General features: G+C 73.1%; 21 protein-coding genes. 4 read left to right on the forward strand and 17 right to left on the reverse strand.

Features of this window, described 5'->3' with window-relative positions; translation table 11 throughout:
- Nucleotides 1-229: 229 nt before the first annotated feature.
- Both BUE45_RS17850 and BUE45_RS17855 read right to left on the reverse strand, forming a co-directional pair.
- The gene (locus BUE45_RS17850; protein WP_073380472.1) at nucleotides 230-1504 is read right to left on the reverse strand and encodes a glutamate-5-semialdehyde dehydrogenase; all 1275 of its coding nucleotides are present in this window, start codon (nucleotides 1502-1504) and stop codon (nucleotides 230-232) included.
- A gap of 169 nt (nucleotides 1505-1673) precedes the next feature.
- Nucleotides 1674-2120 (reverse strand): type II toxin-antitoxin system PemK/MazF family toxin, encoded by a 447-nt coding sequence (locus tag BUE45_RS17855; RefSeq protein WP_073380473.1) that lies wholly within the window; start codon nucleotides 2118-2120, stop codon nucleotides 1674-1676.
- A gap of 177 nt (nucleotides 2121-2297) precedes the next feature.
- Here BUE45_RS17855 and BUE45_RS17860 point away from each other — a divergent pair, with 177 nt between their 5' ends.
- Complete coding sequence (locus BUE45_RS17860) at nucleotides 2298-3119, forward strand: SDR family NAD(P)-dependent oxidoreductase (protein WP_073380474.1); 822 nt, start codon at nucleotides 2298-2300, stop codon at nucleotides 3117-3119.
- A 92-nt stretch (nucleotides 3120-3211) separates the two neighbouring features.
- Nucleotides 3212-3484, forward strand: coding sequence for an SDR family oxidoreductase (locus BUE45_RS17865; RefSeq protein ID WP_073380475.1), 273 nt, complete (start codon nucleotides 3212-3214; stop codon nucleotides 3482-3484).
- Nucleotides 3485-3523: 39 nt separating this feature from the next.
- Here the strand turns inward: BUE45_RS17865 and BUE45_RS17870 are convergent, their stop codons facing one another.
- On the reverse strand, nucleotides 3524-4411 hold the full coding sequence (locus tag BUE45_RS17870; RefSeq protein ID WP_073380517.1) for an alpha/beta hydrolase fold domain-containing protein: 888 nt from the start codon (nucleotides 4409-4411) through the stop codon (nucleotides 3524-3526).
- Nucleotides 4412-4672: 261 nt separating this feature from the next.
- Between BUE45_RS17870 and BUE45_RS17875 the strand changes: the two genes are divergently transcribed.
- On the forward strand, nucleotides 4673-5791 hold the full coding sequence (locus BUE45_RS17875) for an AAA family ATPase (RefSeq protein ID WP_073380476.1): 1119 nt from the start codon (nucleotides 4673-4675) through the stop codon (nucleotides 5789-5791).
- A gap of 2 nt (nucleotides 5792-5793) precedes the next feature.
- Nucleotides 5794-6471, forward strand: coding sequence for a DUF4276 family protein (locus BUE45_RS17880; RefSeq protein ID WP_073380477.1), 678 nt, complete (start codon nucleotides 5794-5796; stop codon nucleotides 6469-6471).
- 6 nt (nucleotides 6472-6477) lie between these two features.
- Here BUE45_RS17880 and proB read toward each other — a convergent pair whose 3' ends face one another.
- The 14 genes from proB to BUE45_RS17950 form a co-directional block, all read right to left on the reverse strand.
- Nucleotides 6478-7656, reverse strand: a complete 1179-nt coding sequence (gene proB / locus BUE45_RS17885) for a glutamate 5-kinase (protein ID WP_143173397.1) — start codon at nucleotides 7654-7656, stop codon at nucleotides 6478-6480.
- A 71-nt stretch (nucleotides 7657-7727) separates the two neighbouring features.
- Nucleotides 7728-9092: a GTPase ObgE gene (gene obgE, locus BUE45_RS17890; protein WP_073380479.1), complete on the reverse strand. Its 1365-nt coding sequence runs from the start codon at nucleotides 9090-9092 to the stop codon at nucleotides 7728-7730.
- 132 nt (nucleotides 9093-9224) lie between these two features.
- Complete coding sequence (gene rpmA / locus BUE45_RS17895) at nucleotides 9225-9485, reverse strand: 50S ribosomal protein L27 (protein WP_073380480.1); 261 nt, start codon at nucleotides 9483-9485, stop codon at nucleotides 9225-9227.
- A gap of 13 nt (nucleotides 9486-9498) precedes the next feature.
- Nucleotides 9499-9810, reverse strand: a complete 312-nt coding sequence (gene rplU, locus BUE45_RS17900) for a 50S ribosomal protein L21 (protein ID WP_073380481.1) — start codon at nucleotides 9808-9810, stop codon at nucleotides 9499-9501.
- 353 nt (nucleotides 9811-10163) lie between these two features.
- Complete coding sequence (locus BUE45_RS17905; protein ID WP_073380482.1) at nucleotides 10164-13214, reverse strand: Rne/Rng family ribonuclease; 3051 nt, start codon at nucleotides 13212-13214, stop codon at nucleotides 10164-10166.
- A gap of 162 nt (nucleotides 13215-13376) precedes the next feature.
- Nucleotides 13377-14132: a TIGR03936 family radical SAM-associated protein gene (locus tag BUE45_RS17910; protein ID WP_245833331.1), complete on the reverse strand. Its 756-nt coding sequence runs from the start codon at nucleotides 14130-14132 to the stop codon at nucleotides 13377-13379.
- 612 nt (nucleotides 14133-14744) lie between these two features.
- On the reverse strand, nucleotides 14745-16682 hold the full coding sequence (locus BUE45_RS17915; RefSeq protein WP_073380484.1) for a TIGR03960 family B12-binding radical SAM protein: 1938 nt from the start codon (nucleotides 16680-16682) through the stop codon (nucleotides 14745-14747).
- Between the two features lie 90 nt (nucleotides 16683-16772).
- Nucleotides 16773-17942: a rod shape-determining protein RodA gene (gene rodA / locus BUE45_RS17920; protein ID WP_073380485.1), complete on the reverse strand. Its 1170-nt coding sequence runs from the start codon at nucleotides 17940-17942 to the stop codon at nucleotides 16773-16775.
- Nucleotides 17943-17945: 3 nt separating this feature from the next.
- Nucleotides 17946-20054, reverse strand: coding sequence for a penicillin-binding protein 2 (gene mrdA / locus BUE45_RS17925; protein ID WP_073380518.1), 2109 nt, complete (start codon nucleotides 20052-20054; stop codon nucleotides 17946-17948).
- 2 nt (nucleotides 20055-20056) lie between these two features.
- Complete coding sequence (gene mreD, locus BUE45_RS17930) at nucleotides 20057-20629, reverse strand: rod shape-determining protein MreD (RefSeq protein ID WP_073380486.1); 573 nt, start codon at nucleotides 20627-20629, stop codon at nucleotides 20057-20059.
- A gap of 2 nt (nucleotides 20630-20631) precedes the next feature.
- A complete protein-coding gene (mreC, locus tag BUE45_RS17935; RefSeq protein ID WP_073380487.1) occupies nucleotides 20632-21534 on the reverse strand; it encodes a rod shape-determining protein MreC in 903 nt (300 codons plus the stop codon).
- Nucleotides 21534-22568 (reverse strand): rod shape-determining protein, encoded by a 1035-nt coding sequence (mreB, locus tag BUE45_RS17940; protein WP_073380488.1) that lies wholly within the window; start codon nucleotides 22566-22568, stop codon nucleotides 21534-21536. Before mreB ends, mreC begins: the two co-directional genes overlap by 1 nt.
- A gap of 494 nt (nucleotides 22569-23062) precedes the next feature.
- Nucleotides 23063-23470 carry a nucleoside-diphosphate kinase gene (gene ndk, locus BUE45_RS17945; RefSeq protein WP_073380489.1) on the reverse strand — a complete coding sequence of 136 codons (408 nt, stop codon included), beginning with the start codon at nucleotides 23468-23470 and terminating at the stop codon, nucleotides 23063-23065.
- A gap of 96 nt (nucleotides 23471-23566) precedes the next feature.
- Complete coding sequence (locus BUE45_RS17950) at nucleotides 23567-23953, reverse strand: DUF4233 domain-containing protein (protein WP_073380490.1); 387 nt, start codon at nucleotides 23951-23953, stop codon at nucleotides 23567-23569.
- Nucleotide 23954: the final 1 nt, after the last annotated feature.

The following is a 23954-nucleotide window of genomic DNA, read 5'->3' on the forward strand; positions in this document are numbered from 1 at the left end:
CTCTGAGCGGGGAAGAGCGTCGGAAGACACCTCAGTGAAATTACCGACCCACCGTCGCTTTGGGAATACTTGCTGAGAGAAGATTCGCTTCTGTCCAGGTTTCCTCTGAGAAAACGTTCCAGGTGACAACGCGTCCCCGCCACCCTCGGTGACGTGCCCGTCCGTCCCGCCGGGAACGGCGAAGGCCGCCCGGGACGGGGTCCCGGGCGGCCTTCGCGAGCGCGCGGGCTCACCTCACGTGGCCGTCTCCGGTCACGACGTACTTGGTGGAGGTCATCTCCGCCAGGCCCATGGGGCCGCGGGCGTGGAGCTTCTGGGTGGAGATGCCGATCTCCGCGCCGAACCCGAACTCGCCGCCGTCGGTGAACCGGGTGGAGGCGTTGACCATCACCGCGGCCGCGTCCACCCGGGACACGAAGTACCGGGAGGTCGGGAGCGAGTCGGTGACGATGGCCTCGGTGTGCCGGGTGGAGTAGCGGCGGATGTGCGCCAGCGCGTCGTCGACCGTGGGCACGACCCGGACCGCCAGGTCCAGGGACAGGTACTCGGCGGCCCAGTCCTCCTCGGTGGCCCCGACCACGGTGGCGGGCGAGGAGTGGGCGGCGGCGATCGCGCGCACGCGGTCGTCCCCGTGCACGGTCACGTCGGCGTCCGCCAGCGCGGCCAGCACCCGGGGCACGAACGCCTCGGCGACGGCCTCGTGCACCAGCAGGGTCTCGGCGGAGTTGCACACCGAGCAGCGCTGGGCCTTGGCGTTGACCGTGATGGCGACCGCCTTGTCGAGGTCGGCCGCGGCGTCCACGTACACGTGGCACAGGCCCTCGCCGGTCTCGATGACCGGGACGGTGGAGTCGCGGACCACGGCCTGGATGAGGGAGCCGCCGCCGCGCGGGATGAGGACGTCGACCAGGCCGCGGGCCCGCATCAGCGCCTGGGAGGACTCGCGGGTGCGGCCGGGCACCAGCTGCACCGCGTCCACCGGGACGCCGGTGCCCGCCAGGGCGTCGCGGATGACGGCCACGATGGCGGTGTTGGAGTCGTAGGCCGAGGAGGAGCCGCGCAGCAGGGCGGCGTTGCCGCTCTTGAGGCACAGCGCCGCGGCGTCCACGGTGACGTTGGGGCGGCCCTCGTAGATGATGCCGACCACGCCCAGCGGGACCCGGATCTGGCGCAGGTCCAGGCCGTTGGGGAGCACCCCGCCGCGGACGGACTCGCCCACCGGGTCGGGCAGCTCGACGATCTCGCGGACGGCGTCGGCGATCGCCCCGATGCGCGCCGGGGTCAGCGTGAGGCGGTCGACCATCGCCTCGGAGGTGCCGTCCTCGCGGGCCCGCGCCACGTCCCGGGCGTTGGCGTCCGTGATCTCGTCGGCCCGTTTCACCAGGGCCTCGGCGATCGCCTCCAGGGCGGCGTCCTTGACCGCCCGGCTGAGCGGGGCGAGGTCGGCCGCCGCGTCCCCTGCACGTTCGGCTACCGCGCGGACCTCGCGCTCGATGTCACTCATGGCGTTACTCTCTCGGGATTCGGGAGGGCCACCCGCGCGCCCGGGGTCCCGCCGCTTCGCGGGAGCGGGCCGGGGTGGTCCGCCCAGCCTATCCGCCCTCCCCGGTCCCCGCCCGGGACCGCACGGGGCGGGCGCGGTGCGGGCCCGCGCGCCCGGGCCCGCGGTGCGGTCAGCTCCAGCCGTAGCGGCTGCGCAGCACGTCGGCGACCAGCCAGAAGGTCTTCTCCTCCAGGACGGCGGCCTCGCGGCGGATGTCGTCCTCGTCGAACTCGAAGAGGCGGTCCACCCGCAGGAAGGAGTCGCGGCCCTCGCGGTCCCAGGGGCCCGAGCCGATCGGCAGCCAGTCCTGGCGCTCCCACTGCTCGGGGCGCTGGGAGGACAGCATCAGCCCGTGCAGGCGGCGGCCCTTGCGGCCCACCACCAGCAGCGGGCGGTCCTTGCCCCGGGAGGGGTCCTCCTCGTAGGGGACCCAGGTCCACACGATCTCGCCCGCGTCGGCCAGGCCGTCCCTCTCGGGGGCGTAGACGAGTCTGGTGGCGTTCTCCGAGGTGGGGACCTCCCGCACCTCGCCGTGGTGGGGGTGGTCGTCGCTGCGGTGCATCGTCCGTTCGCTCATCCCCGCAATGATAGGGCCCCTCCCCCGGCCCGGGTCCGGCCCCGGGGGCGGCCGGGCGCGTTCACTAGGATCGTGGCGCGACGCCCCGCCGCGAGGCGGGGCGCACGCCCGGCGGGGCCGGCCCGGCGCACCGGACCCCGTCGTCCGACAGCGAACCGACGGAACACGGAGCCGGACATGACCACCTCCCCCACACCCCGAACCGTCCTGGTGACCGGGGGCGCCTCCGGGCTGGGCGCCGCGCTCGTCGCCGCGTTCAGCGCCCGGGGCGACCGCGTCCTGGCCACCGACCTCGCCGACCGGGCGCCCGCGGCGCTCCCCCCGGGCGCCCGGTACCTGCGCCTGGACGTCACCTCCGACGGCGACTGGTCGGACGCCCTGGCCTGGGTCGAGGAGAACTGGGGCGGTCTGGACGTCCTGGTGAACAACGCCGGGGTGGCCGCGGGCGGCCGCATCGACGTGCTCGGCATGGACGACTGGCGGTGGATCACCGAGATCAACCTGTTCGGGGCGGTGCGGGGCTGCCGCACGTTCACCCCGCTGTTCAAGCGCCAGGGCTCGGGGCACATCGTCAACACCGCCTCGGCCGCCGGGCTCGTGCACCCGCCCGCGATGGCCTCCTACAACGCCACCAAGGCGGCCGTGGTGGCGCTCAGCGAGACGCTGCTCCACGAACTCCACCCGTTCGGGGTGCGGGTGTCGGTGGTGTGCCCCTCGTTCTTCCGCTCCGGCCTGGCCTCGTCCCTGCGCGGCAGCGACCCCGAGATGGAGAAGGGCGCCGTCCGGCTCATCAACGGGTCGCACCTGGACGCCGGGGACATCGCCGCCCGCGTGGTACGGGCCGTGGACCGGCGCACCCACCTGATCGTGCCCGACGCGCAGGCCCGGGGCGCGTTCTGGGCCAAGCGCCTGGCCCGCCCCCTGTACGACCGGGCCATGCGGGCCGTGGCCGGGCACCTGGTCGGGCGCCCGCACGGGACCGCCGGAAGGAGCGTGTGAGCGCGGGCACGATCGTCGTCCCCGGGGCCGGGCGCCGAGACGGCGCGGCAGTCCGCCGCGCTCGGCCACGGCCTGGGGCCGTGCGCCGGTCCATGGCCGTCTACGCCGCCGCCGAGGGGGTGCGGGCCGAGAACATCCCCGGCGTGGACGTGACGGTCGTCCACCCCGGCCGCATCCGGTCGGAGATGAACGAGCGGGTCGGGCGGCGGACCCGGTTCATGGCCGACACCGTGCCCGGCGTGCGCGCGATGGTCGCGGCCGTCCAGAGGCGCCGGGTCAGGGCGTACGTCCCGGCCCGGCCGTGGGCGCCGGTCGGCCTCCCCGTGAAGCGCCTGCCGCTGTCCGCGGTGAACCGCCCGGCCTGAGCGGCGGCCCCGCGGCGCCCGGCCGGGCGCCGCGGGGGCTCACAGGTCTCGGACGGTCCGCAGGATCTCGGCCCGCGCCTCCCCGCCCTCGGGGACCGGCACCAGCGGGTAGATGTGGATGGCGCCCTCCTCCTCGCTGAGGCGCACGTCGCCCCCGACCTCGGCCACCAGGTCCCGCAGGCGGCGGGTGTCCGGCAGCAGCACGTCCCGGGTGCCGATGTAGAGGTCCATGGGCGGCAGGGTCGCCAGTTCCCCGTACACCGGGCTCAGCCGGGGCAGGGACAGGTCGTCCCCGCCCGACCACGACTTGGCCGCCTCCAGCATCCCCACCGGGCTCAGCCAGGGGTCGCGCTCGTCCACCTCGGCGATCTCGGGGTTGGACATCGTCAGGTCGGCCCACGGCGAGACCAGGACCAGCCGGGCCGGCTCCGGCAGGCCGGCGCCGGGCAGGGTCTGGGCGAAGGCGAGGGCGAGGCCGCCCCCGGCCGAGTCGCCCGCGAACGCGGTCCGCGCCGGGTCCACGTCCTCGGCCAGCTCCCGGTAGACCTCCGTGAGGAACGGGAACGCCTCGCGGTAGGTGTGCTCGGGCGCCAGCCCGTAGAGGGGCACCTCCACCCGGCAGCCGGTGTCGGCCATCCGGGAGATGAGCACCCAGTGCCACGCCGAGATCTCGCTGACGTAGGTCCCGCCGTGCACGTACAGCACGGCCCTGACCGGCCGCTCCCCCTCGCGGGGCAGGACGGTGTAGACGGGGAAGCCCGCCACCGTCCGGAGGCCGATCCAGTGCCGCTGGGTGAGCCAGTGCGGGGGCGCGGGGTCGTCCTTGGGCTCGTACAGCCACTCCCGGGCGCCCTCCACCGACTCCATCGGGCGCTTGCGCACCACGCGCAGCGCCAGGGACAGCAGACGCGCCATCAGGCTCGCCATGACGGCCTCCAACTCGTGAGGGACGGAAATCCGACCCTTCCACACTCCGTGACCGGATTCTCTCCCGGGGTCAGCAGGTCCGGCGGGACCCGGAGCCGTGTCCCGCAGCGGGAACGCGCCACCGCCCGCCCTCCCGGCGGACCCGGCACCACCGAAGGGACACCGGGGAGGGCCCGCACGGCGCACGTCCTCCCCGGCGGACCCACCCGCGCCCGTCACCGACCACCGGCCGTACGGCCCGCCCATGGCTAGGGTTGCCCTATGGAACGCCGCAGACTCAGCTCCCTCACCATCGAGGGCCTCACCTCGATCCGCTCGGCCACCGTCGAACTGGGGGACGTCAACGTCCTGGTCGGGGCGAACGGGTCGGGCAAGAGCAATTTCATCTCGGCTCTGGAGATGGTCGGCAGGATCGCCGACGGGCGGATGGGGTTGCACGCCCTCCAGAGCGGCGGAGCCTCCAACCTTCTCTACAAGGGTCCGGAACCGAGCGGTGAGGTGGCGCTCAAGCTGGTTTTCGAAGAGGTCACCTACGAGGCGACTCTGACTCCGACCAAGGATGACGCGCTCATCTTCAACGGCGAGAAGATCGCGGCACGGGCAGAGGGCTCCGCTTCCTCCACGAATGTCGAGGTGACCGGGGGATCGAAGGAGAGCATTCTCTTCGATGTGGGAACGGGCAACACTACGGCCTCCCCCGCGATGCGGGAGATCTCCGAAGCAGTGCTGGACCAACTCACCGGCTGCCGTGTCTTCCACTTCAACGACACGGGGCCGCAGGCCCCGGTCAAGGGCAACGGCTCCACCGCCGACAACCTCGCCCTGCATCCGGACGCAGCCAATCTCGCCGCCGTGCTGATGCGCCTGCGGGACGACGAACCCGGGGTGTACGGCCGCATCCTTCGCGACATTCGGGGCATCGCGCCGTTCCTCCGCGACTTCGTACTGGTCGAGCAGAATGAACGCGTACGGCTGCGCTGGACCCAGCAGGACAGCGAGAACGTCTTCCCCGCCAGTGCGATGTCCGACGGCACCCTGCGCTTCGTCTGCCTGGCCACTCTGCTCAACATGCCGGGCCGCCCCGGGATCATCGTCCTGGACGAACCGGAACTCGGCCTGCACCCCTACGCCATCGTGCAACTCGGCGAGATGGTCCGGGCGGCGGCGGTGGACAGCCAGATCGTCATCGCCACCCAGTCCGTCACCCTGATCGACCAGGTGGCGCTGGAGGACCTGGTCGTGGTCGAACGCGAAGCGGGGGCCTCCACCTTCCGCAGACCCGTGGCGGAGGAACTCCGGATGTGGCTGGAGGAGTACTCCCTGGGCGAACTGTGGCAGAAGAACCTCCTGGGGGGACGCCCCCGTTCCGAGCGAAGGTGAACGTGCGCAGGCTTCACATCCTCTGTGAGGGACAGACCGAGGAGAACCTCGCCAACGAGACCCTGCGGCCCTACTTCGCCTCAGCACAGGCCTACGTCACGGTCTCCGTCCTCAACACGAGGCGCACCGCCGCGGGTCCGAACGGCAAGGGCGGTGTCGGACGCTGGAGTTCTCTGGAGCGGGACATCCGTCTGCTGGCCAGGGACTCCTCGATCGACGTGCTCACCACCCTGGTGGACTACTACGGTGCACCGTCGGACGCGCCGGGGATGGGGGACAGGCCGCGCGGGACCGCGTACGACCGGGTCGCCCACGTGGAGTCCGCCATGGCCCGGGCCGTGGACGACCCCCGCTTCCTTCCCCACCTGGTCCTGCACGAGACGGAGGCCTGGGTGATCGCCTGCGCGGAGACCCTGGGGGAACTCGTGGGAAAACCGAGGCTCTCCGACTCGCTGCGCGCACTCGCCACGAGCGCGGGAGGACCCGAGCTGGTCAACGACGGCCCGGACACCGCACCGTCCAAAAGAATCACGAGACTCCATCCGACCTATCGCAAGACCCGGGACGGTCCCGACGCGGTCCACCTGGCAGGGGTGGAACAGGTCCGCCTCCGGTGCCCGCACGCCGACGCCTGGTTCCGGGCCGTGGAGGAAAGGCTCGGAACCGGGCGGTCCGGCTGACCGGCGTCAGAGGACGACGAGGTCGTCGCGGTGGACCAGCTCGCGCTCGTAGGAGGGGCCCATCTCCCGGGCCAGCCACCGGGTGGAGCGGCCCATGAGGTCGGGCACCTCGGCGGAGTCGTAGTTGACCAGGCCCCGGGCCACCACGGCGCCCTGCTCGTCGCGCAGGTCCACCGGGTCGCCGGCGCTGAACTCGCCGATCACGTCCACCACGCCGGCGGGCAGCAGCGACGCCTTGTCCCCGACCACGGCGGCCACCGCCCCCGGGTCCAGGACCAGGCTGCCGCGCCCCGCGGTGGCGTGCGCCAGCCACAGCTGGCGGGCGGAGGGGCGCCGCCCCGAGGCCGCGGCGAAGAGCGTGCCGACCGCCTCCCCGGCCAGCGCGCCGCGGGCGTTCGCGGCGGAGGTGAGCAGGGTGTCGACCCCCGCCTCGGTGGCGATGCGCGCGGAGGCCACCTTGGTGACCATGCCCCCGGTGCCCACACCGCGCCGGCCCGCGGAGCCGATGTCGATGCCCTCCAGGTCGTCCGGGTCCGCGACCAGGCCCACCACCCGGGAGTCCGGGTGGGACGGGTTGCCGTCGTAGAGGGCGTCCACGTCCGACAGCAGGACCAGGGCGTCGGCCTTCATCAGGTGCGCGACCAGGGCCGCCAGCCGGTCGTTGTCGCCGAACCGCAGCTCGTGGGTGGCCACGGTGTCGTTCTCGTTGACGATCGGCAGTGCGCCGATGTCCAGCAGGCGGTGGAGGGTGCGCTGGGCGTTGCGGTGCTGCACCCGGCGCATCAGGTCCTCGACGGTGAGCAGGACCTGGGCGGCGTTGATGCCGTACCCGGCCAGCTCCGCCGTGTAGGCGGCCAGCAGCAGCCCCTGGCCGACGCTGGCGGCGGCCTGCTGCGACGCCAGGTCGCGGGGGCGGGCGCGCATCCCCAGCGGGGTCATCCCGGCGGCCACCGCGCCCGAGGAGACCAGGATGACCTCCTGGCCCAGGGTGCGGCGGGACGCCAGCACCTCGACCAGGTCCCGGATACGGCCGGAGTCGATCCGGCCGTCGGGGGTCGTCAGCGACGACGACCCCACCTTGACGACGATCCGGCGGGCGGCGGCGACGGCCGCGCGCCCCCGGGCCTCACGCGAGGCGGGCTGTTCGAGTCGTTCTGTGCTGTGCACCGTGTGGGGGCTTTCCATCCGAGGGCGCGGTCCGGGCGGAGCCGCGCCCTGCTTCCGTGTTCGGCCGGGCCGGTACGTCCCCGCGCGGTTCAGCCCAGCCGGGCGTCGGTTCCGCGCGGGCCGGACGGGACGGCCTCCGCGTCCATGGACGGGTCCCAGTCGAACACCACGGAGTCCTCGTCGGTGCCGATGTGGACCTCGGCGCCCTCGGTGGCCCCGGCCCGGGCCAGCTGCTCCTCGATGCCCAGGCGGTTGAGGCGCTCGGCGAGGTAGCCGACGGCCTCGTCGTTGGTGAAGTCGGTCTGGCGCACCCAGCGGGCGGGCTTCTCGCCGCGCACCTGGAAGGCGTTGTTCCCCAGCGGGACCACCTCGAAGGGCACGTCGCCGATCATCTTGGGCCGCAGGACGATGCGGGTGGGCTCGGCGGCCGGGGCCGCGTCGCGGGCCGCGGAGATCTGCTCGGCCAGGGCGAAGGACAGCTCGCGCAGCCCCTCGCGGGAGGCCGCGGAGACCTCCAGCACGCGGTACCCGCGCTCGGTGAGCATGGGGGTGACGAGTTCGGCGAGCTCGCGGGCCTCGGGCACGTCGACCTTGTTCAGGACGACGATGCGCGGGCGGTCGGACAGGTCGACGCCGGTGGCGCTGCCGTAGGCGGTCAGCTCCGCCTCCAGCGCCTCCAGGTCGCTGACCGGGTCGCGCCCCGGCTCGTAGGTGGCGCAGTCCAGGACGTGCAGCAGGGTGGAGCAGCGCTCGATGTGGCGCAGGAACTCCAGGCCCAGGCCCTTGCCGTCGCTGGCGCCGGGGATGAGGCCGGGCACGTCGGCGATCACGTACTGGGTGGCGCCCGCCTCGACCACGCCGAGGTTGGGGACCAGGGTGGTGAACGGGTAGTCGGCGATCTTGGGCCGGGCGGCCGACATCGCGGCGATGAGCGAGGACTTCCCGGCGCTGGGGAAGCCCACCAGGCCGACGTCGGCGATGGTCTTCATCTCCAGGCGGACGTCGAACGCCTCGCCCTCCTCGCCCTTGAGGGCGAAGCCGGGCGCCTTGCGCTTCTTGGAGGCCAGGGCCGCGTTGCCCAGGCCGCCGCCGCCGCCCTGGGCCAGCACCAGGCGGGTGCCGTGGCCGACCAGGTCGGCGACGGTCTCGCCGTTCGCGCGGGTGACCACGGTGCCGTCGGGCACGTACAGGACCAGGTCGTCGCCGTTGGCGCCGTTGCGGTGGCCGCCCATGCCCGGGGTGCCGTTGCCGGCGCTGCGGTGCGGGCGGCGCTGGAAGTCCAGCAGGGTGGCGGTCTGGGAGTCGACCTCCAGGACGACGTCCCCGCCGCGCCCGCCGTTGCCGCCGTCGGGCCCGCCCAGCGGCTTGAACTTCTCGCGGTGGACGGAGGCGCAACCGTGCCCGCCGTTCCCGGCCTTGACGTGCAAGACCGCCTCGTCGACGAAGTCGGGCATGGTTCTCCTCTGTTCACTGCTCCGGCCGCGGGGCGGCCCGGTGGGAAAGTGCGTGCGTCACCTGGTGACAACACCAGAGGCGGGCCAGTGTTCCCTGGCCCGCCTCTGTGGACACGAACGTTCGCGCGCGACCTACTCGGCGGCGGCGGGAACGATGTTCACGGCCTTGCGGCCGCGGAAGTTGGCGAACTTCACCTCGCCGGCGACCAGGGCGAACAGCGTGTCGTCGCCGCCGCGGCCCACGTTGGCGCCGGGGTGGAACTTGGTGCCGCGCTGGCGGATGAGGATCTCACCGGCCTGGACGGCCTGGCCGCCGAAGCGCTTGACACCCAGGCGCTTGGCGTTGGAGTCGCGGCCGTTGCGGCTGGACGATGCGCCCTTCTTGTGTGCCATCTCTCAGATCCTCCTACTTCGCCGAGATGCCGGTGACGCGGACCTGGGTGTGCTTCTGGCGGTGACCCTGGCGCTTCTTGTAACCGGTCTTGTTCTTGTACTTCAGGATGTTGATCTTGGGGCCCTTGGTCTCGCCGAGAACCTCGGCGGTGACCGTGTAGCCGTCCAGCTTGGCCGCGTCGCTGACGACGTTGCCGTCGTCCACGACGAGGATGGGCTGCCACGTGATGGTGGCGCCGGTCTCGGCAGAGACCTTGTCGATGTTCAGGACGTCATCGACGGACACCTTCTCCTGACGGCCGCCCGCTCGCACGATCGCGTACACCGCGTAACTCTCTTCCTGCTCGCTCAACGAATAATGCTCGGGACCATCCCCGAGACATGTGTTCGGGGTCCGGGTCCGGCCGGGTGCCCTCGCGGGCGGGCCGGGAGGACCGCCCCGCGTGGGGACGGGGAGTCCTCGTTCCACGATCCACTGTTGCCTGTAGCGGGGCGCGGGGATCCGAGGGAAACAAACCCTGCGTGGAGAGCACTTGGTGTCGGGGCGCGCGATCACAGGGAGCGCGCCGACGCACCGTCCATCAGATTACCACCGACCCGCCACGGGCCTGCACACGCGCGGTGGTCCGGGCCGGGGGCGAACCCCCGGCCCGGACCGGGCCCGCGTCCCGCTCCGGCTCAGCCGGCGTCCACGGCGGTGGTCGAGGCCGCCGCCTTGGTACGCCGGGTGCGGCGACGCTTGGGCCGCTCCGCGGCCTCCTCGTCGCCCTCCGCCGGTGCGGTGGTCTCGGTCGCGGCCTCCGGCTCCCCCGCGGCCTCGGCGGCCGCACGGGCGGTCCGGCGGGTCGCGGTGCGCCGGGTGCGGCGCGGGGCGGGGGCCTCCTCGGCCTGCTCCCCGTCCTCGGCCGCCGGGGCGGCCGCGGGCTCCTCGGGCGCCGGGTCGGCGTCCTTCGGCTCCCGGACGGGCTCCTCGGCCACGGGCTCGGCCGACTCCTCGACGGCCTCCGCGGCCTTGCGCGAGCGCGAGGCGCGCTTGCGGGTCCGCTTGGGCTCGGCCTTGTCCGCCGCGTCGGCGTCGTCGGCCTTCTTGCCCCTGACGGGCTTCTTCTCGGACTTCTCGGACTTCTTGTCGGCCTTGGCCGCGGGCTCGGCGGGCTCCTCGGCGGCCGGGGCCTGCGGCTCGGCGGGCTCGGGCTCCTCGGCCGCGGTGTCCTGCACCTCGGCCTGCTCGGACTCGCCCTTGCCCTTGTCGCCCTTCTTCTTCTTGCGTCCGCCGCCGTTGCCGCCGGCGGAGCCGCCCTTGCCCTCCACCGGCTCGGTGGCCAGGATCAGGCCGCGCCCGCTGCAGTGCTCGCAGGTGTGGGAGAAGGCCTCCAGCAGGCCCTGGCCGACCCGCTTGCGGGTCATCTGCACCAGGCCCAGCGAGGTGACCTCGGCCACCTGGTGCTTGGTGCGGTCCCGGGACAGGCACTCCAGCATCCGCCGCAGCACCAGGTCGCGGTTGGACTCCAGGACCATGTCGATGAAGTCGATGACGATGATGCCGCCGATGTCGCGCAGCCGGAGCTGGCGGACGATCTCCTCGGCCGCCTCCAGGTTGTTCTTGGTGACGGTCTCCTCGAGGTTCCCGCCCTGGCCGGTGAACTTGCCGGTGTTGACGTCGACGACCGTCATGGCCTCGGTGCGGTCGATGATGAGCGAGCCGCCGCTGGGCAGCCAGACCTTGCGCTCCAGTGCCTTGTTGATCTGCTCGTCGATCCGGTAGGCGGCGAAGACGTCGCGGTCCTCGCCCCAGTGGGAGGAGCGCTCGGAGAGGTTGGGCGCCACGTGCTCGACGTAGTCGTGCACCGTGTCCCACGCCTCGTCGCCGGAGACCACCAGGCTGGAGAAGTCCTCGTTGAAGACGTCCCGCACGACCCGGATGGTCAGGTCGGGCTCGCTGTTGAGCAGGGCCGGGGCGTTGGCGGACCTGGACTTGCGCCTGATGGACTCCCACTGGTTGGCCAGGCGGGAGATGTCGCGCTCCAGCTCCTCCTCGCTGGCCCCCTCGGCGGCGGTGCGGACGATGACGCCCGCGCCGGAGGGCATGACCTTCTTGAGGATCTGCTTGAGGCGCGCGCGCTCCTTGTCGGGGAGCTTGCGGCTGATGCCCGTCATGGAGCCGTGCGGCACGTACACCAGGTAGCGGCCGGGCAGGCTGATCTGGCTGGTCAGGCGGGCGCCCTTGTGGCCGACCGGGTCCTTGGTGACCTGCACCAGGACCGACTGGCCGGACTTGAGCACCGACTCGATGCGCTTGGGCTGGCCGTCCAGGCCGAAGGAGTCCCAGTTGACCTCGCCGGCGTACAGCACGGCGTTGCGGCCCTTGCCGATGTCGACGAACGCGGCCTCCATCGACGGCAGCACGTTCTGGACCCGGCCCAGGTACACGTTGCCCACGTAGGAGCGGTGGGTGGCGCGGTCGACGTAGTGCTCGACGAGGATGTCGTCCTCGAGGACGGCGATCTGGGTGCGGTCCCCGGTGCGGCGGATGACCAGGTCGCGCTTGACCGCCTCGCGGCGGGCCAGGAACTCCGACTCGGTCACGATCGGCGCGCGGCGGCGGCCCTGCTCGCGGCCCTCGCGGCGGCGCTGCTTCTTGGCCTCCAGGCGGGTGGACCCGCGCACGGCCGTGACCTCGTCCGAGATGGGCCGGTCGGGCCGCGGCTCGCGGACCCGGACCACGGTGTTGGGCGGGTCGTCGGGGGTGCCCTCGCCGCCCCCGCCGCCGGAGCGGCGGCGCCGGCGGCGACGGCGCCGGCTGCCGGCGCGGTCGTCGTCCTCGGCGGAGTCGGACGCGTCCTCGGCGTCGGCCTTGTCCGCGGCCTCCTCGGGCTCGTCGGCGGCCTCCGCGTCGTCGGCCTCGTCACCGGAGCGCGAGCGGCCGCGGCCGCGGCCGCCCCGGCGGCGGCGCCGGCGGCTGGGCCTGTCGTCGGAGGAGTCCTCCGCGCCGGTCTCCTCCGCGTCCGCGGACTCGTCCCCGGCCGCCTCGTCGTCCTCGTCCTCGTCCGCTTCGTCCTCGGCCTCCGCGGGGGCGGGGGCGGGCGGCGCCACGGCCGCCACGGGGGGCTGGAAGAGCATCGAGGGGGCCTGGAAGACGCCGCCGGACGGCGCGTCCTCCTCCGGCTCCTCCCCGGTCCCGGAGACGGCGGCGGTCTCGGGCGCGGTCTCGACCGCGGCGGCCCGCGTGCGCGAGCGGCGCGCGCGGGTGCGCGGCTCCGGCTCGGCCTCGGCGGGCACGGCGGCGGGCTCGGGGGCCGGGGCGGCCTCCGCGGCGGCCGCGCGGGTGCGGCGCGTGCGGGTCTTCTTCTCGGGCGCGGCCTTCTCAGGGGCGCTCCCGGCCGTCTCGGCCCCGGGTCCGGGGTCGGCGGCGGCCGGCGGGGACGCCGGAGCCGCCACCGGCCGGTCCTCGACCCGCACCGTGCGTCGCCGCACGGTGGTGGCGGAGCTGACCTTGACCGTGCCGCCCTCGCCGGAGCCCGCGCGCGTGGTCACGGGCCTGGCCGGAGGGGAGAAGACGTCGTCGGGCTCGGGGGGCGGTCCGGCGGCGCGGCGCACGCCCTTGGCGCGCGCGGGTGTGGTGACCCGTACCTCGCCACCCCCCACGGGGGGCATCGCCGCCCTCGTTTCGGTTGTTTCAGTTGTACCCACGGTGTCGTCTGCACCGTTGCTGGGCTCGTTGTCGAGCATCCGGGCGGTCTCCCGTCAAAGTCCCCGGGCGCGCCGCGACCTCTCGGTCGGCGGCGCGGCTCACGAGAACTGTCGTCGCAGTGTCAGCGCCGACGGCACGTGCCGTGCCGTCGGGGCAAAGTCCTGTGGTGGCGCCCATGTTCCCCGCTTCGGGACCGCGCATCAGCGCGGACCCGTCATGGGCGCCGACGGCTGTGGTGCGCTGTCGCCCCGCTCCTCGGCAGCGTCCGCCGTTCCGGAGTCGTTCCGGTCCACGGCGAGCGGGTCAGCGATCGCACCTGTCGTCTCGTCCAGCGGCCCCTGCGCCAGCCGGGTCATCATCACCGATGACGGCGGCGCGAGGTCGGCCGCATGGCGGAGGCCGGTCAGCACGTCGTCCGGTCGTACAGCAGGTGTCGTGTGCCGTACGACCATCCGAAGTATGGCATATGTGGTGTCCTGCTCACCCGGGGCGCGCCCGGGTCCACGACACACGTCGATGCCGACCACCGCCGGCCGGGTGTCGAAGCGGCGGCGGCCCTTCTTGGTCATCCGCTCCACCTCGACGGTCTCGGCCGCCAGGTAGGCCCGCACGGCGCTCTCCGCCTCACCGGGGCCGAACCCGCCCAGTTCCACCCGCCACGCGGAGGCCTGGAGCCGTTCGGCCAGGCCCGGAGCACGGGCCTCGACCACCTCGACCACGTCGATGCCGTCCGGCATGGCCGCGTCGATGTCGGCCCCCACCCGGGCGGGTTCCCGCCTCTGGGCGAGGGTGAGTTCGAGGTACTCCGCCTCGCTGGCGACCCCTGTGGGGGCCGCACCGGTGTAGGAGACCTTCGGGTGGGGCGAGAAACCGGCGGAGAAGGCGACCGGCACGTCCGCCCTGCGCAGGGCGCGTTCCAGTGCCCGGGCGATGTCCCGGTGACTGGCGAACCTCATGCGCCCGCGTTTGGCGTAGCGGACGCGGAGGCGTTGGCCGGGCACGGCGGTGGAGGGTGAAGTGGTGCCCTCGGGTGCGGGGGGCAGCTCAACTCCTTTCCTCATGGCCCCTCGTGCGGCCGCGGGGCGACCGGCGAGGGGCTGTTCCTCGTCCTGTTCAGCGTACGGTGCGCGGCGGTGCACCTGGACCGGCGAACCGGGGGGTGCTCCGTCGCACGCGCGTCCGAGCAGGACCACGCACCCGGTATCTGCCCCACTGACCTGCGCTCGAAAAGTCCCGAGGGAACTCGGCGCCGGAAGAGGCGGGGCCGGGCGCGCGCCGAACGGTCGTTCACCACCGGAACGCGGGGGCCCGGAAAAAAAATCCAAAGAAAATTCCGCGGCCTTGGCAACCCCCCGCCGGGGCCGCGAGTCCTATTACACGTACGGCCCGGCGCGAGCGGGGCGCCGGGCCGTACACCTTCTCCCCCGGGCGCTCCCCTTCACAGGGTCGAGGACCGCCGCACAGGCGGCGCCCGGAGCGGGCATCCTACTCCATCCACTCCGGAGACACCCCTGTCCGGCCGCCGGCACGGCCCCGCCCGCCCCCGCGGGCGGCGGAGGGGGCCGGCGTCAGACGATGGTCAGCGGGAGCATGGGGCGTCCCTCCGCCGGGGCGTTGATCTGGATCTCGGTGCCCATGCTGGGGCACACCCCGCAGTCGTAGCAGGGGTTCCAGCGGCAGTCGTCCACCTCCAGCGACTCCTCCCCGTACTGGGCGTCCTGCCAGTCCTGCCACAGCCAGGAGCGGTCCAGCCCGGCGTCCAGGTGGTCCCAGGGCAGCACCTCGTCCTCGTCCCGGTCGCGGGTGGTGTACCAGTCCACGTCCACCGGGAGATCCGCCAAGGCGGTCTCGGCGGCCTTCGTCCACCGGTCGTAGGAGAAGTGCTCGCTCCAGCCGTCGAACCGCCCGCCCGCGCGCCAGGCCTCCTCGATGACCCGGCCCACCCGGCGGTCGCCCCGGGACAGCAGGCCCTCCACGATGGACGGCCGCCCCTCGTGGTAGCGCAGCCCGATGGACTTGCCGTAGGCGCGGTCCGCGCGCAGCCGGTCCCGGAGCTTGCGCAGCCGGGCGTCCACCACCTCGTGCGAGGTCTGGCCCGCCCACTGGAACGGCGTCTGGGGCTTGGGCACGAACCCGCCGATGGACACCGTGCAGCGGATGTCCCGGCGCCCGGTGACCTCCCGGCCGGTGCGGATGACCTCGGTGGCCAGGTCCGCGATGGCCAGCACGTCCTCGTCCTCCTCGGTGGGCAGCCCGCACATGAAGTACAGCTTGACCTGCCGCCAGCCGGCCGCGTACGCGGCGGTGACGGTGCGGATGAGGTCCTCCTCGGTGACCATCTTGTTGATGACCCGGCGCATCCGCTCGCTGCCGCCCTCCGGCGCGAAGGTCAGCCCGGAGCGGCGGCCGTTGCGGGTGAGCTCCTCCGCCAGGTCGATGTTGAACGCGTCGACCCGGGTGGAGGGCAGGGACAGGCCGGTGTTGGTGCCCTCGTAGCCGTCGGCCAGCTCCTTGGCGATGTCCTTGATCTGGCTGTGGTCGGCGCTGGACAGCGACAGCAGGCCGACCTCCTGGAAGCCGGAGTTCTTCACCCCCTCGCGGACCATGGAGGTGACGGTCTCCTTGTTGCGCTCGCGCACCGGCCGGGTGATCATCCCGGCCTGGCAGAACCGGCAGCCGCGGGTGCAGCCGCGGAAGATCTCCACGCTGTAGCGCTCGTGCACCGTCTCCGCGGTGGGCACGATCGGCTTCTTGGGGTAGGGCCACCGGTCCAGGTCCATGACCGTGTGCTTGTGGACCGTCTCGGGCACCCCGGGCCGGTCCGGCGTGTACCCGGCGATGCGGCCGTCCGCGTGGTAGGCCACCTCGTAGAACCGGGGCACGTACACCCCGCCGGTGGCGGCCAGCCGCAGCAGCAGCCCGTCGCGGCCGCCCGGCTCCCCCTCGTCCTTGAACTCGCGGACGATCTCGGTGACGCCCAGGGTGATCTCCTCGCCGTCACCCAGCACCACCGCGTCCAGGAAGTCGGCGACCGGCTCGGGGTTGAACGCCGAGTGCCCGCCGGCCAGCACGATCGGGTGCCCCTCCCGGCGGTCCCGGGAGTGCAGCGGGACCCCGGCCAGGTCGAGCGCGGTGAGCAGGTTGGTGTAGCCCATCTCGCTGGCGAAGCTGACGCCGACCAGGTCGAAGGCGCCCAGCGGCCGGTGCCCGTCCACGGTGAAGTGCGGCACCCCGTGCTCGCGCAGCAGGGCCTCCATGTCGGGCCACACCGCGTACGCGCGCTCGGCCAGCACGCCCTCGCGCTCGTTGAGGATCTCGTACAGGATCTGGACGCCCTGGTTGGGCGCCCCCACCTCGTAGGCGTCGGGGTACATCAGCGCCCAGCGCACCCGGGTGTCGTCCCAGTCCTTGACGACGGAGTTGAGCTCACCGCCCACGTACTGGATGGGCTTTGCCACCCGGGCGAGCAGGGGCTCCAGTCGCGGGAACAGGCTGTCGACGGTCATGGTCCTGGACTTTCGATCGACGGACGGTGACGGATCTGCCTTTTCAGGCTACCGGCGACGCCGCGCCCGCCCCGGGTTTTCCACAGGCCCCTACTCGAAACCCCGGTCCCGCGAGTTCACCCCGAGGACCAGCCCCAGCGCCAGGAGGTTGGCCAGCAGCGCCGTTCCGCCGTAGGAGACGAACGGCAGCGGCAGGCCGGTCACCGGGACGATGCCCAGCCCCATGCCGATGTTGATGAAGGTCTGGAACCCGAACCAGGTCGCCACCCCCACGCACAGCAGGCGCGGGTAGGGCTGGTCGCAGCCCTGGGCGATGCGCAGGATGCGCCACAGGATCACCGCGAACAGGCCGATGACCAGACCGGCCCCGACGAATCCCAGCTCCTCCCCGGCGACCGTGAAGATGAAGTCGGTGTGCTGCTCGGGCACGAAGCGGCCGTGCGTCTGCTCCCCGTGGAACAGGCCCGCCCCGTCGAACCCGCCCGAGCCGACGGCGATCAGCGCCTGGTTGGAGTTGTAGCCGGCGCCCTGAGGGTCGGCCGACGGGTCGACCAGGGTGGCGATGCGGTCGAGCTGGTAGGGCTCCAGCATGTCGAACCACCACACGCAGAACCCCGCCGCGGCCCCGGCCAGCAGCATCCCGGCGACCCAGAACACGGGCGCCCCGGAGAGCGTCAGCATGCCCAGGAAGAGCGCTCCCAGCACCAGGGTGGTGCCCAGGTCGGGCTGGAGCATGACCAGGGCCAGCGGCACCGCCAGCGCCAGCAGGCAGAACAGCACGTCCCGGGTCATCGGCCGGGTCTCGCCGTCGCGGGGCTCCCCCAGCAGGGTGGCGAGCACCAGGATGAGGCCCACCTTGGCCAGCTCGCTGGGCTGGAACTGGAAGCCGCCCACCACGATCCACCCGCGCGAGCCGTTGATGACGGCGCCCAGCGGCGTCAGCACCAGGATCAGGGCGACCACGGTGACGACGTAGACGATGGGCGCGTACGCGCGGACGGTCCGGTGGTCGACGGCGGCCACGACCAGGCACACCGTCCAGCCCACGGCCAGGTGGGCGAGGTGCTTGCGCAGGTGCTCGGTGGACTGGAACGGGTCCCCGCCGTCTCCGGGCTGGGTGGCGGACCACACCAGCAGGCAGCCGATCGCGCACAGCGCGGCCACCGCCAGCACCAGGACCCAGTCCAGCCTGCGGGCGGCGCCGACGGCGGTCTCCGCGGTGCGGCCCAGGTCGAGCCCGCGCGGGGCGTGTACGGTCATGGGTCACCGGTCCAGAGGGTCGATGGAGCCGTCGGGGCGCACCACGGGCAGGTCCGCGCGGGGCTCGCCGCCGGGCAGGGCGGGCCCGCCCCGGTCGCCGAACCCGTAGATGCCCTCGTAGATCTTCCTGGCGATGGGCGCGGAGGTCACACCGCCGGTACCGCCCTGGGAGACGAACACGACGACGGCGAACCGCGGGTCGTCCGCGGGCGCGTAGGACACGAACCAGGACGACACCTGCCGGTTCTGCGCGTCGGCGCTACCGGTCTTGCCGGCGATGGACACCTCGTCCTGCGGGAAGTCGCCGAAGGCGCCGCCGCCGGTACCGGTCTTGGTGACCTCCTCCAGGGCGTCCTGGAGGTATGCGATGGTCTCGTCCCCGACCGGCACCCGCCCGGCCACGACCGGCTCGATCTCGCGCACGACCTCGCCGTCGGCGGACACCAGCGCCCGGGCCACGCGCGGCTCGTACAGGGTGCCCCCGTTGGCGATGGCGGCGTAGGCGCGGACGAGCTGGAGCGGGCTGACGAGCACGTCGCCCTGGCCGATGGCGAAGTTGACCGCCTCGTTGGCCCGCCACTGGAACCCCTCCACGCACTGCTCGTACGCCAGGAGCTTGAGGTAGGAGGCATGGGACGGGTCGGTCTTGGCGATGTCGGGGTACCCCTCCTCGCCGCGGCGGCAGTTGTTCTCCCGGGTCTCCTCCCAGAAGGTGCGCTTCCACTCGCGGTCGGGGATGCGCCCGCTCGTCTCGTAGGGCAGGTCGATGCCCGTGGGGGCGCCGAACCCGTAGCCGCGGGCCATCTCGGCCATGGCCTCCCGGGGCTCGCCCTCCGGTTCGAGGCCGCCGTCCTTCACCCACAGCTGGTAGCCGAAGTTGTAGAAGATGGTGTTGCAGGAGACGACGATGGCCTGGTGCAGGCTCAGGGTGCCGTGGCCGCCGCCCGCGTAGTTCTCGTAGTTCTGCCCGGCGATGTTGACCGACCCGGGGCAGGCGTAGGTGCTGCGCAGCGAGTAGCCGTTCTCGACGGCGGCGGACAGCGACGACACCTTGAACGTGGAGCCGGGCGGGTACTGCCCCTGGACCGCCCGGGAGAGCAGCGGCTCCCCCGCCTCGGCGCTGAGCAGCTCGTCGAACTTGCGCTGGTCGATGCCGCCCTGCCAGATGGCGGGGTCGTAGGTGGGCAGGCTGGCCATGGCGACGATGCCGCCGTTGCGCACGTCCATGACGATGGCGGCGCCGGAGTCGGCCCGGTAGCGGGGCCGGGCCGCCTCCATGCCCTCGGCCAGCGCCTCCTCGACGATCTTCTGCACGCCCATGTCGAGGTGGGTGACGATGTGCATCCCTGCCTCGGGCTGCTGGTCGGAGATGACGTCCATGACCTCGCCGTGGTTGTTCACGCCGAGGGTGCGCACGCCCGCGGTGCCGCGCAGCTCGGCGTCGTAGATCGCCTCCAGCCCGTCGCGGCCGACCTGGTCGATGCCGGTGAACTGGGTGCGCAGCTCCTCGCGCGCCTCCAGCTCCTCCTGGGTGACGGGCTGGAGGTAGCCGAGGATCTGCCCGGCCCGGGCGCCGTTGGGGTACTCCCGGACGGCCTGGGCCTGCGCGGTGACGCCGGGGAAGTCGTCGGAGCTCTCCATGATCTGGAGGGCGACGGACGGGTCGATGTCCTCGGCCAGGGTGACGGGCTGGTAGGGCGATCCGGGCCAGCAGGGCCGCTCCACCTCGGGCCCGCACAGGCGCATGCGCTGCTGGAGCTCCTCCACGGGCACGTCGAGCACCCCGGAGAGGTCCGACAGCACCCGTTGTCCGCCGTCGTCCATGCCCAGGAGCTCGTGGTAGTCGGCGGAGACGACGAGCTCGGTGCGGTTGGAGACCATGGGGCGGCCGGTGGCGTCGAGGATCTGGCCGCGCGTGGCGGGCACCACGAGCCGCTGGTGGTGGTTGGCGACGGCCAGTTCCCGGTAGTGGTCGGCCATCGGGACCTGGAGGTACCACAGGCGCACGCCCAGCGCCGCGAACAGCGCGACGACGAGGACCTGCGCGAGGACCAGGCCGGTGCGTCCCAGGCGGGGGCCGGGCGGGTGCGGGTCGAACGGGGGCCGGTACACGGTCACCACCCCCCGGGGGACATCGGCCCCTGGACGGTGGCGAACTCGTGGTCCGACAGGGACTCGCGCAGCCACAGCAGGGGCAGTGTCACCAGCGGCGCGGCCAGCACGGTGAGCCCGGCGCCCAGGCCCACGGCGACCGCGATGTCGGACAGGCCCGCGCGCGGGTCGCCCATGAGCACGCCCAGCGCGGCGTAGGCGACGCCCACGCCGAGCGCGGCGAGCAGCACCGCTCCCAGGGCGAACCACCGGGAGGTGCGCGCGCCGATGCCGCCGGGCGCACCGGTGTTGCGGTGGATCAGGGACACCAGGTATCCGGCCAGGCACAGGACCAGGGCGTAGCGGCCGATCGCGTGGTCGGCCGGGGGCAGCACGTCCAGGGCCAGGCCGACGCCGAACCCCCAGCCCGCGGCGGTCGCGGGTCCGGTGGTCAGGGCCAGGGCCACGACGGCGGCCACCGCCAGGTCGGGTCCGGGGCCGCCGTCGGAGAGCGCGCCGAACGGGAGCCGGTTGACGACCACCGCCTGGACGAGCACGACCACGGCCACCGAGAGCAGGGTCACGGCGGACCTCATGGCTACTTCTCCCTCTCGGGTGCGTCGGGCTTGGGCGGGAGCACGGAGTCCCTGGGGTCCTCGGCCGGGCCGGCGACGACGACGCCGACCAGGTCCAGGGAGGCGAAGTCGACCGCGGGGGCCAGCACGCCGAGGCGGCTGAGCGCGCCCGGGGCGACCTGGACCTCCTCGACGGTGCCGATGGGCACCCCGGGGACGAACGGCGCCCCCTCGTGCGAGCCGAGGGTGACCAGCCGGTCCCCGGCCTCCACCGGGGCCTCCATGTCGAACAGCTCCAGGGTGAGGTCGGCCTCGGGCCCCCCGGGGACGGTGCCGCCGGTGACGACGCCGATCTTGCGGGTGGACTCCAGGCGCGCCCCGACCGCCGAGGTGACGTCGGTGGCGAGCAGGACGGTGGCGGTGCGCGGCCCGGCGTCGATGACGCGGCCGACCAGGCCCTGGCCGTTGACCACGGTCATGTCGGCGCGCACCCCGGACTCGGTGCCGGCGTCGATGGTGGCGACGTCGGCGTAGCCGCGCGGCGTGGTGCGGGTGACCGCCTGGGCGGGCACGATCTCGTAGCCGCCCAGGCCGGACAGGTGCAGGAGTTCGTCGAGGTTCTCGGCGCGGCCCTCGTCGAGGCGGGCGGCGTGCAGCTCGCCCTTCAGCTCGGCGTTGGCGGCCTCCAGCTCGGCGATGCGCTCGGAGGCCCCGGGCGCCCGCCGCACGGTGTCGTAGAGGCCCGACAGCGGGGCGGCGGCGTACCCCGCGGCCGCGGCGGCGGGCACGAAAACGAGTTCGCCGCCCGCGCGGGCCGCGGCGGTGACCGGGTTGTGGCCGGAGCGCCCGTCCAGGACCAGCAGGACCACCGCCAGCGCGACCAGCACGGCCAGGGTGACCCGCGACCTCGGGCTGTCGCGCAGCATCAGCGCCGCCGCTCGGGGACGAGGACCTGGTGGAGGCGCTCGTAGTTCTCCACGCAGGTGCCGGAGCCGACGGCGACCGAGTCCAGCGCGTTCTCGGCGACGTGGATGGGCATCCCGGTCTCGTGCAGGAGCCGCTCGTCGAGGCCGCGCAGCAGCGCGCCGCCGCCGGTGACGGCGATACCGCGGTCCATGATGTCGCCGGACAGCTCGGGCGGGCACTTGTCGAGGCTGGTGCGGACCGCGTCGATGATGGCGGTGACCGGCTCCTCGACGGCCTGGCGCACGTCGGACTCGGACATGACGACGGTCTTGGGCAGGCCGCTGATGAGGTCGCGTCCGCGCACCTCGGCGTGGAGCTCCTCCGCACCGGTCGGGTAGGCCGAGCCGATGGCGATCTTGAGCTCCTCGGCGGTGCGCTCCCCGATCATCAGGGAGTACTCCTTCTTGACGAAGGTCATGATGGCCTGGTCGAGCTCGTCGCCGCCGACCCGGATGGACTGGGAGGTGACGATCCCGCCCATGGAGATGACCGCGACCTCGGTGGTGCCGCCGCCGATGTCGACGACCATGTTGCCGGTGGGCTCGTGGACGGGGAGCCCGGCGCCGATGGCGGCGGCCATGGGCTCCTCGATGATGTAGACGCGGCGCGCGCCGGCCTGGTAGCCGGCCTCCTTGACCGCGCGGTGCTCCACGGACGTGATGCCGCTGGGCACGGCGACGATGATGCGGGGCTTGGCGAAGTGGCGGCGGCGGTGGATCTTCTGGATGAAGTAGCGCAGCATCCGCTCGGTGATCTCGAAGTCGGCGATGACGCCGTCCTTGAGCGGGCGGATGGCGGTGATGTTGGTCGGGGTGCGGCCGATCATCTGCTTGGCCTCGATGCCCACGGCGACGATCTTGCCGGTCGAGGTGTTGAGGGCGACGACCGAGGGTTCGTTCAGGACGATGCCGCGGCCACGCACGTACACGAGCGTGTTGGCGGTCCCCAGGTCGACGGCCATGTCGCGGCCGAGAAAAGCAAGGTTGTTCGGCATGTAACGTCCTCAGAGGCGCCGTGTCGGACGTGGTTGCACGGGGCGACCATACGTAGTCGTTCCGGCACGATAGGTATCCAGTCCCCCGTATCGTAACGGTCAGCACTTACCTGGTTACGCAAACACACCGAATTGTTGTCGCGTCCCCGGGCCCTCGGCGCGCGATCGCAGGAACGACAGGCCGTTTCGACGGCGACACGGCGGACGCTCGGCGCGTCGCCCCAGGTCGGCAGCGCGCACCGGTCGCACCGGGCCGACGCGGTCCCGCGTCGGCCGAGAGTCCGGGCCGGGTCCCGGGACGGCGGGGCCGCGGGGCGCGCCGCCCGCGCCGCACCCCGGGGCGCGGGGGTTTCGGACGGCGCCGGGGGCCGGAAGGCACAGCGTAGCCGCGGTGCCCGCACCGCGTCCGGGGTTCGGCGCGATCGGCCCCCGGACGCGCTGAAGGGCCGCCCCCCGGGGGGCGGCCCTTCAGCCGTGGGTCCTCGCGACCGGGCTCAGCCCAGGTCGGGGAAGAACAGCTTGATCTCGCGCTCGGCGGAGTAGGTGGAGTCCGACCCGTGCACGATGTTCTGCTGCACCTCCAGGGCGAAGTCGCCGCGGATGGTGCCGGGGGCGGCGGTGACCGGGTCGGTCGCGCCGGCCAGCGCGCGGAACGCCTCGATCGCGCGCCCGCCCTCGACCACCAGGGCCACCAGCGGGCCGCCGGTGATGAACTCGACGAGGGAGCCGAAGAACGGCTTCTCGGCGTGCTCCTCGTAGTGGGTCTTGGCGGTGTCGGTGTCGAGCGTGCGCATTTCCAGCGCGACGATCTTCAGGCCCTTGCGCTCGATCCGCGAGACGACCTCGCCGACGATGCCGCGGCGGACACCGTCCGGCTTGATGAGAACGAGAGTGCGTTCCACGTGCGATTCAGCTCCTCACTGGACTCCGCGTGGCGCACGGGGGCACGGACGCCCACGGCGTCTGTGCACGCGGAAACGTGCGTCACACTATCGCGTTCAGGACTCCGGTGAGGCACCGGCGGAGGTCTGGGCCCCCTGGGCGGCCTCGGCCTCGGCCCGGGCCCGGTGGGCGGCCTTCATCTCGTCGGTCCTGCGGCCCAGGACCACGCCGGTCGCCCACAGGGACACGAAGACCACGGCGACCAGCATGCCCCCCGGGAGCATGAACGAGGTGAACAGGAACGCGGCCTGGAGCGCCCAGGCCGCGTAGTGGGCCCAGCGGTACTTCTGGAGCCCGGCCAGGACCAGGGCGGCGAGGGCCATGGAGCCCCACAGGCCCCCGGCCACGGCGGGGTCCATGCCCGCCAGGGTCACGGCCACGGGGATGAAGAGGCCGATGACGATGACCTCGAAGACCAGCACTACGGCGCAGACGACACGCACG

This window comes from Nocardiopsis flavescens (genome assembly GCF_900141985.1).
In the GTDB taxonomy this organism is placed as follows: Bacteria; Actinomycetota; Actinomycetes; order Streptosporangiales; family Streptosporangiaceae; genus Nocardiopsis; species Nocardiopsis flavescens.

What these genes read in the sequence shown, in the direction of transcription:
- BUE45_RS17850 (WP_073380472.1), bottom strand. Translation starts at nt 1,504, where the DNA reads ATGAGTGACATCGAGCGCGAGGTCCGCGCGGTAGCCGAACGTGCAGGG.
- BUE45_RS17855 (WP_073380473.1), bottom strand. Translation starts at nt 2,120, where the DNA reads ATGAGCGAACGGACGATGCACCGCAGCGACGACCACCCCCACCACGGC.
- BUE45_RS17860 (WP_073380474.1), top strand. Translation starts at nt 2,298, where the DNA reads ATGACCACCTCCCCCACACCCCGAACCGTCCTGGTGACCGGGGGCGCC.
- BUE45_RS17865 (WP_073380475.1), top strand. Translation starts at nt 3,212, where the DNA reads ATGGCCGTCTACGCCGCCGCCGAGGGGGTGCGGGCCGAGAACATCCCC.
- BUE45_RS17870 (WP_073380517.1), bottom strand. Translation starts at nt 4,411, where the DNA reads ATGGCGAGCCTGATGGCGCGTCTGCTGTCCCTGGCGCTGCGCGTGGTG.
- BUE45_RS17875 (WP_073380476.1), top strand. Translation starts at nt 4,673, where the DNA reads ATGGAACGCCGCAGACTCAGCTCCCTCACCATCGAGGGCCTCACCTCG.
- proB (WP_143173397.1), bottom strand. Translation starts at nt 7,656, where the DNA reads ATGGAAAGCCCCCACACGGTGCACAGCACAGAACGACTCGAACAGCCC.
- obgE (WP_073380479.1), bottom strand. Translation starts at nt 9,092, where the DNA reads ATGCCCGACTTCGTCGACGAGGCGGTCTTGCACGTCAAGGCCGGGAAC.
- rpmA (WP_073380480.1), bottom strand. Translation starts at nt 9,485, where the DNA reads ATGGCACACAAGAAGGGCGCATCGTCCAGCCGCAACGGCCGCGACTCC.
- BUE45_RS17905 (WP_073380482.1), bottom strand. Translation starts at nt 13,214, where the DNA reads ATGCTCGACAACGAGCCCAGCAACGGTGCAGACGACACCGTGGGTACA.
- BUE45_RS17910 (WP_245833331.1), bottom strand. Translation starts at nt 14,132, where the DNA reads ATGAGGTTCGCCAGTCACCGGGACATCGCCCGGGCACTGGAACGCGCC.
- BUE45_RS17915 (WP_073380484.1), bottom strand. Translation starts at nt 16,682, where the DNA reads ATGACCGTCGACAGCCTGTTCCCGCGACTGGAGCCCCTGCTCGCCCGG.
- rodA (WP_073380485.1), bottom strand. Translation starts at nt 17,942, where the DNA reads ATGACCGTACACGCCCCGCGCGGGCTCGACCTGGGCCGCACCGCGGAG.
- mreD (WP_073380486.1), bottom strand. Translation starts at nt 20,629, where the DNA reads ATGAGGTCCGCCGTGACCCTGCTCTCGGTGGCCGTGGTCGTGCTCGTC.
- mreC (WP_073380487.1), bottom strand. Translation starts at nt 21,534, where the DNA reads ATGCTGCGCGACAGCCCGAGGTCGCGGGTCACCCTGGCCGTGCTGGTC.
- mreB (WP_073380488.1), bottom strand. Translation starts at nt 22,568, where the DNA reads ATGCCGAACAACCTTGCTTTTCTCGGCCGCGACATGGCCGTCGACCTG.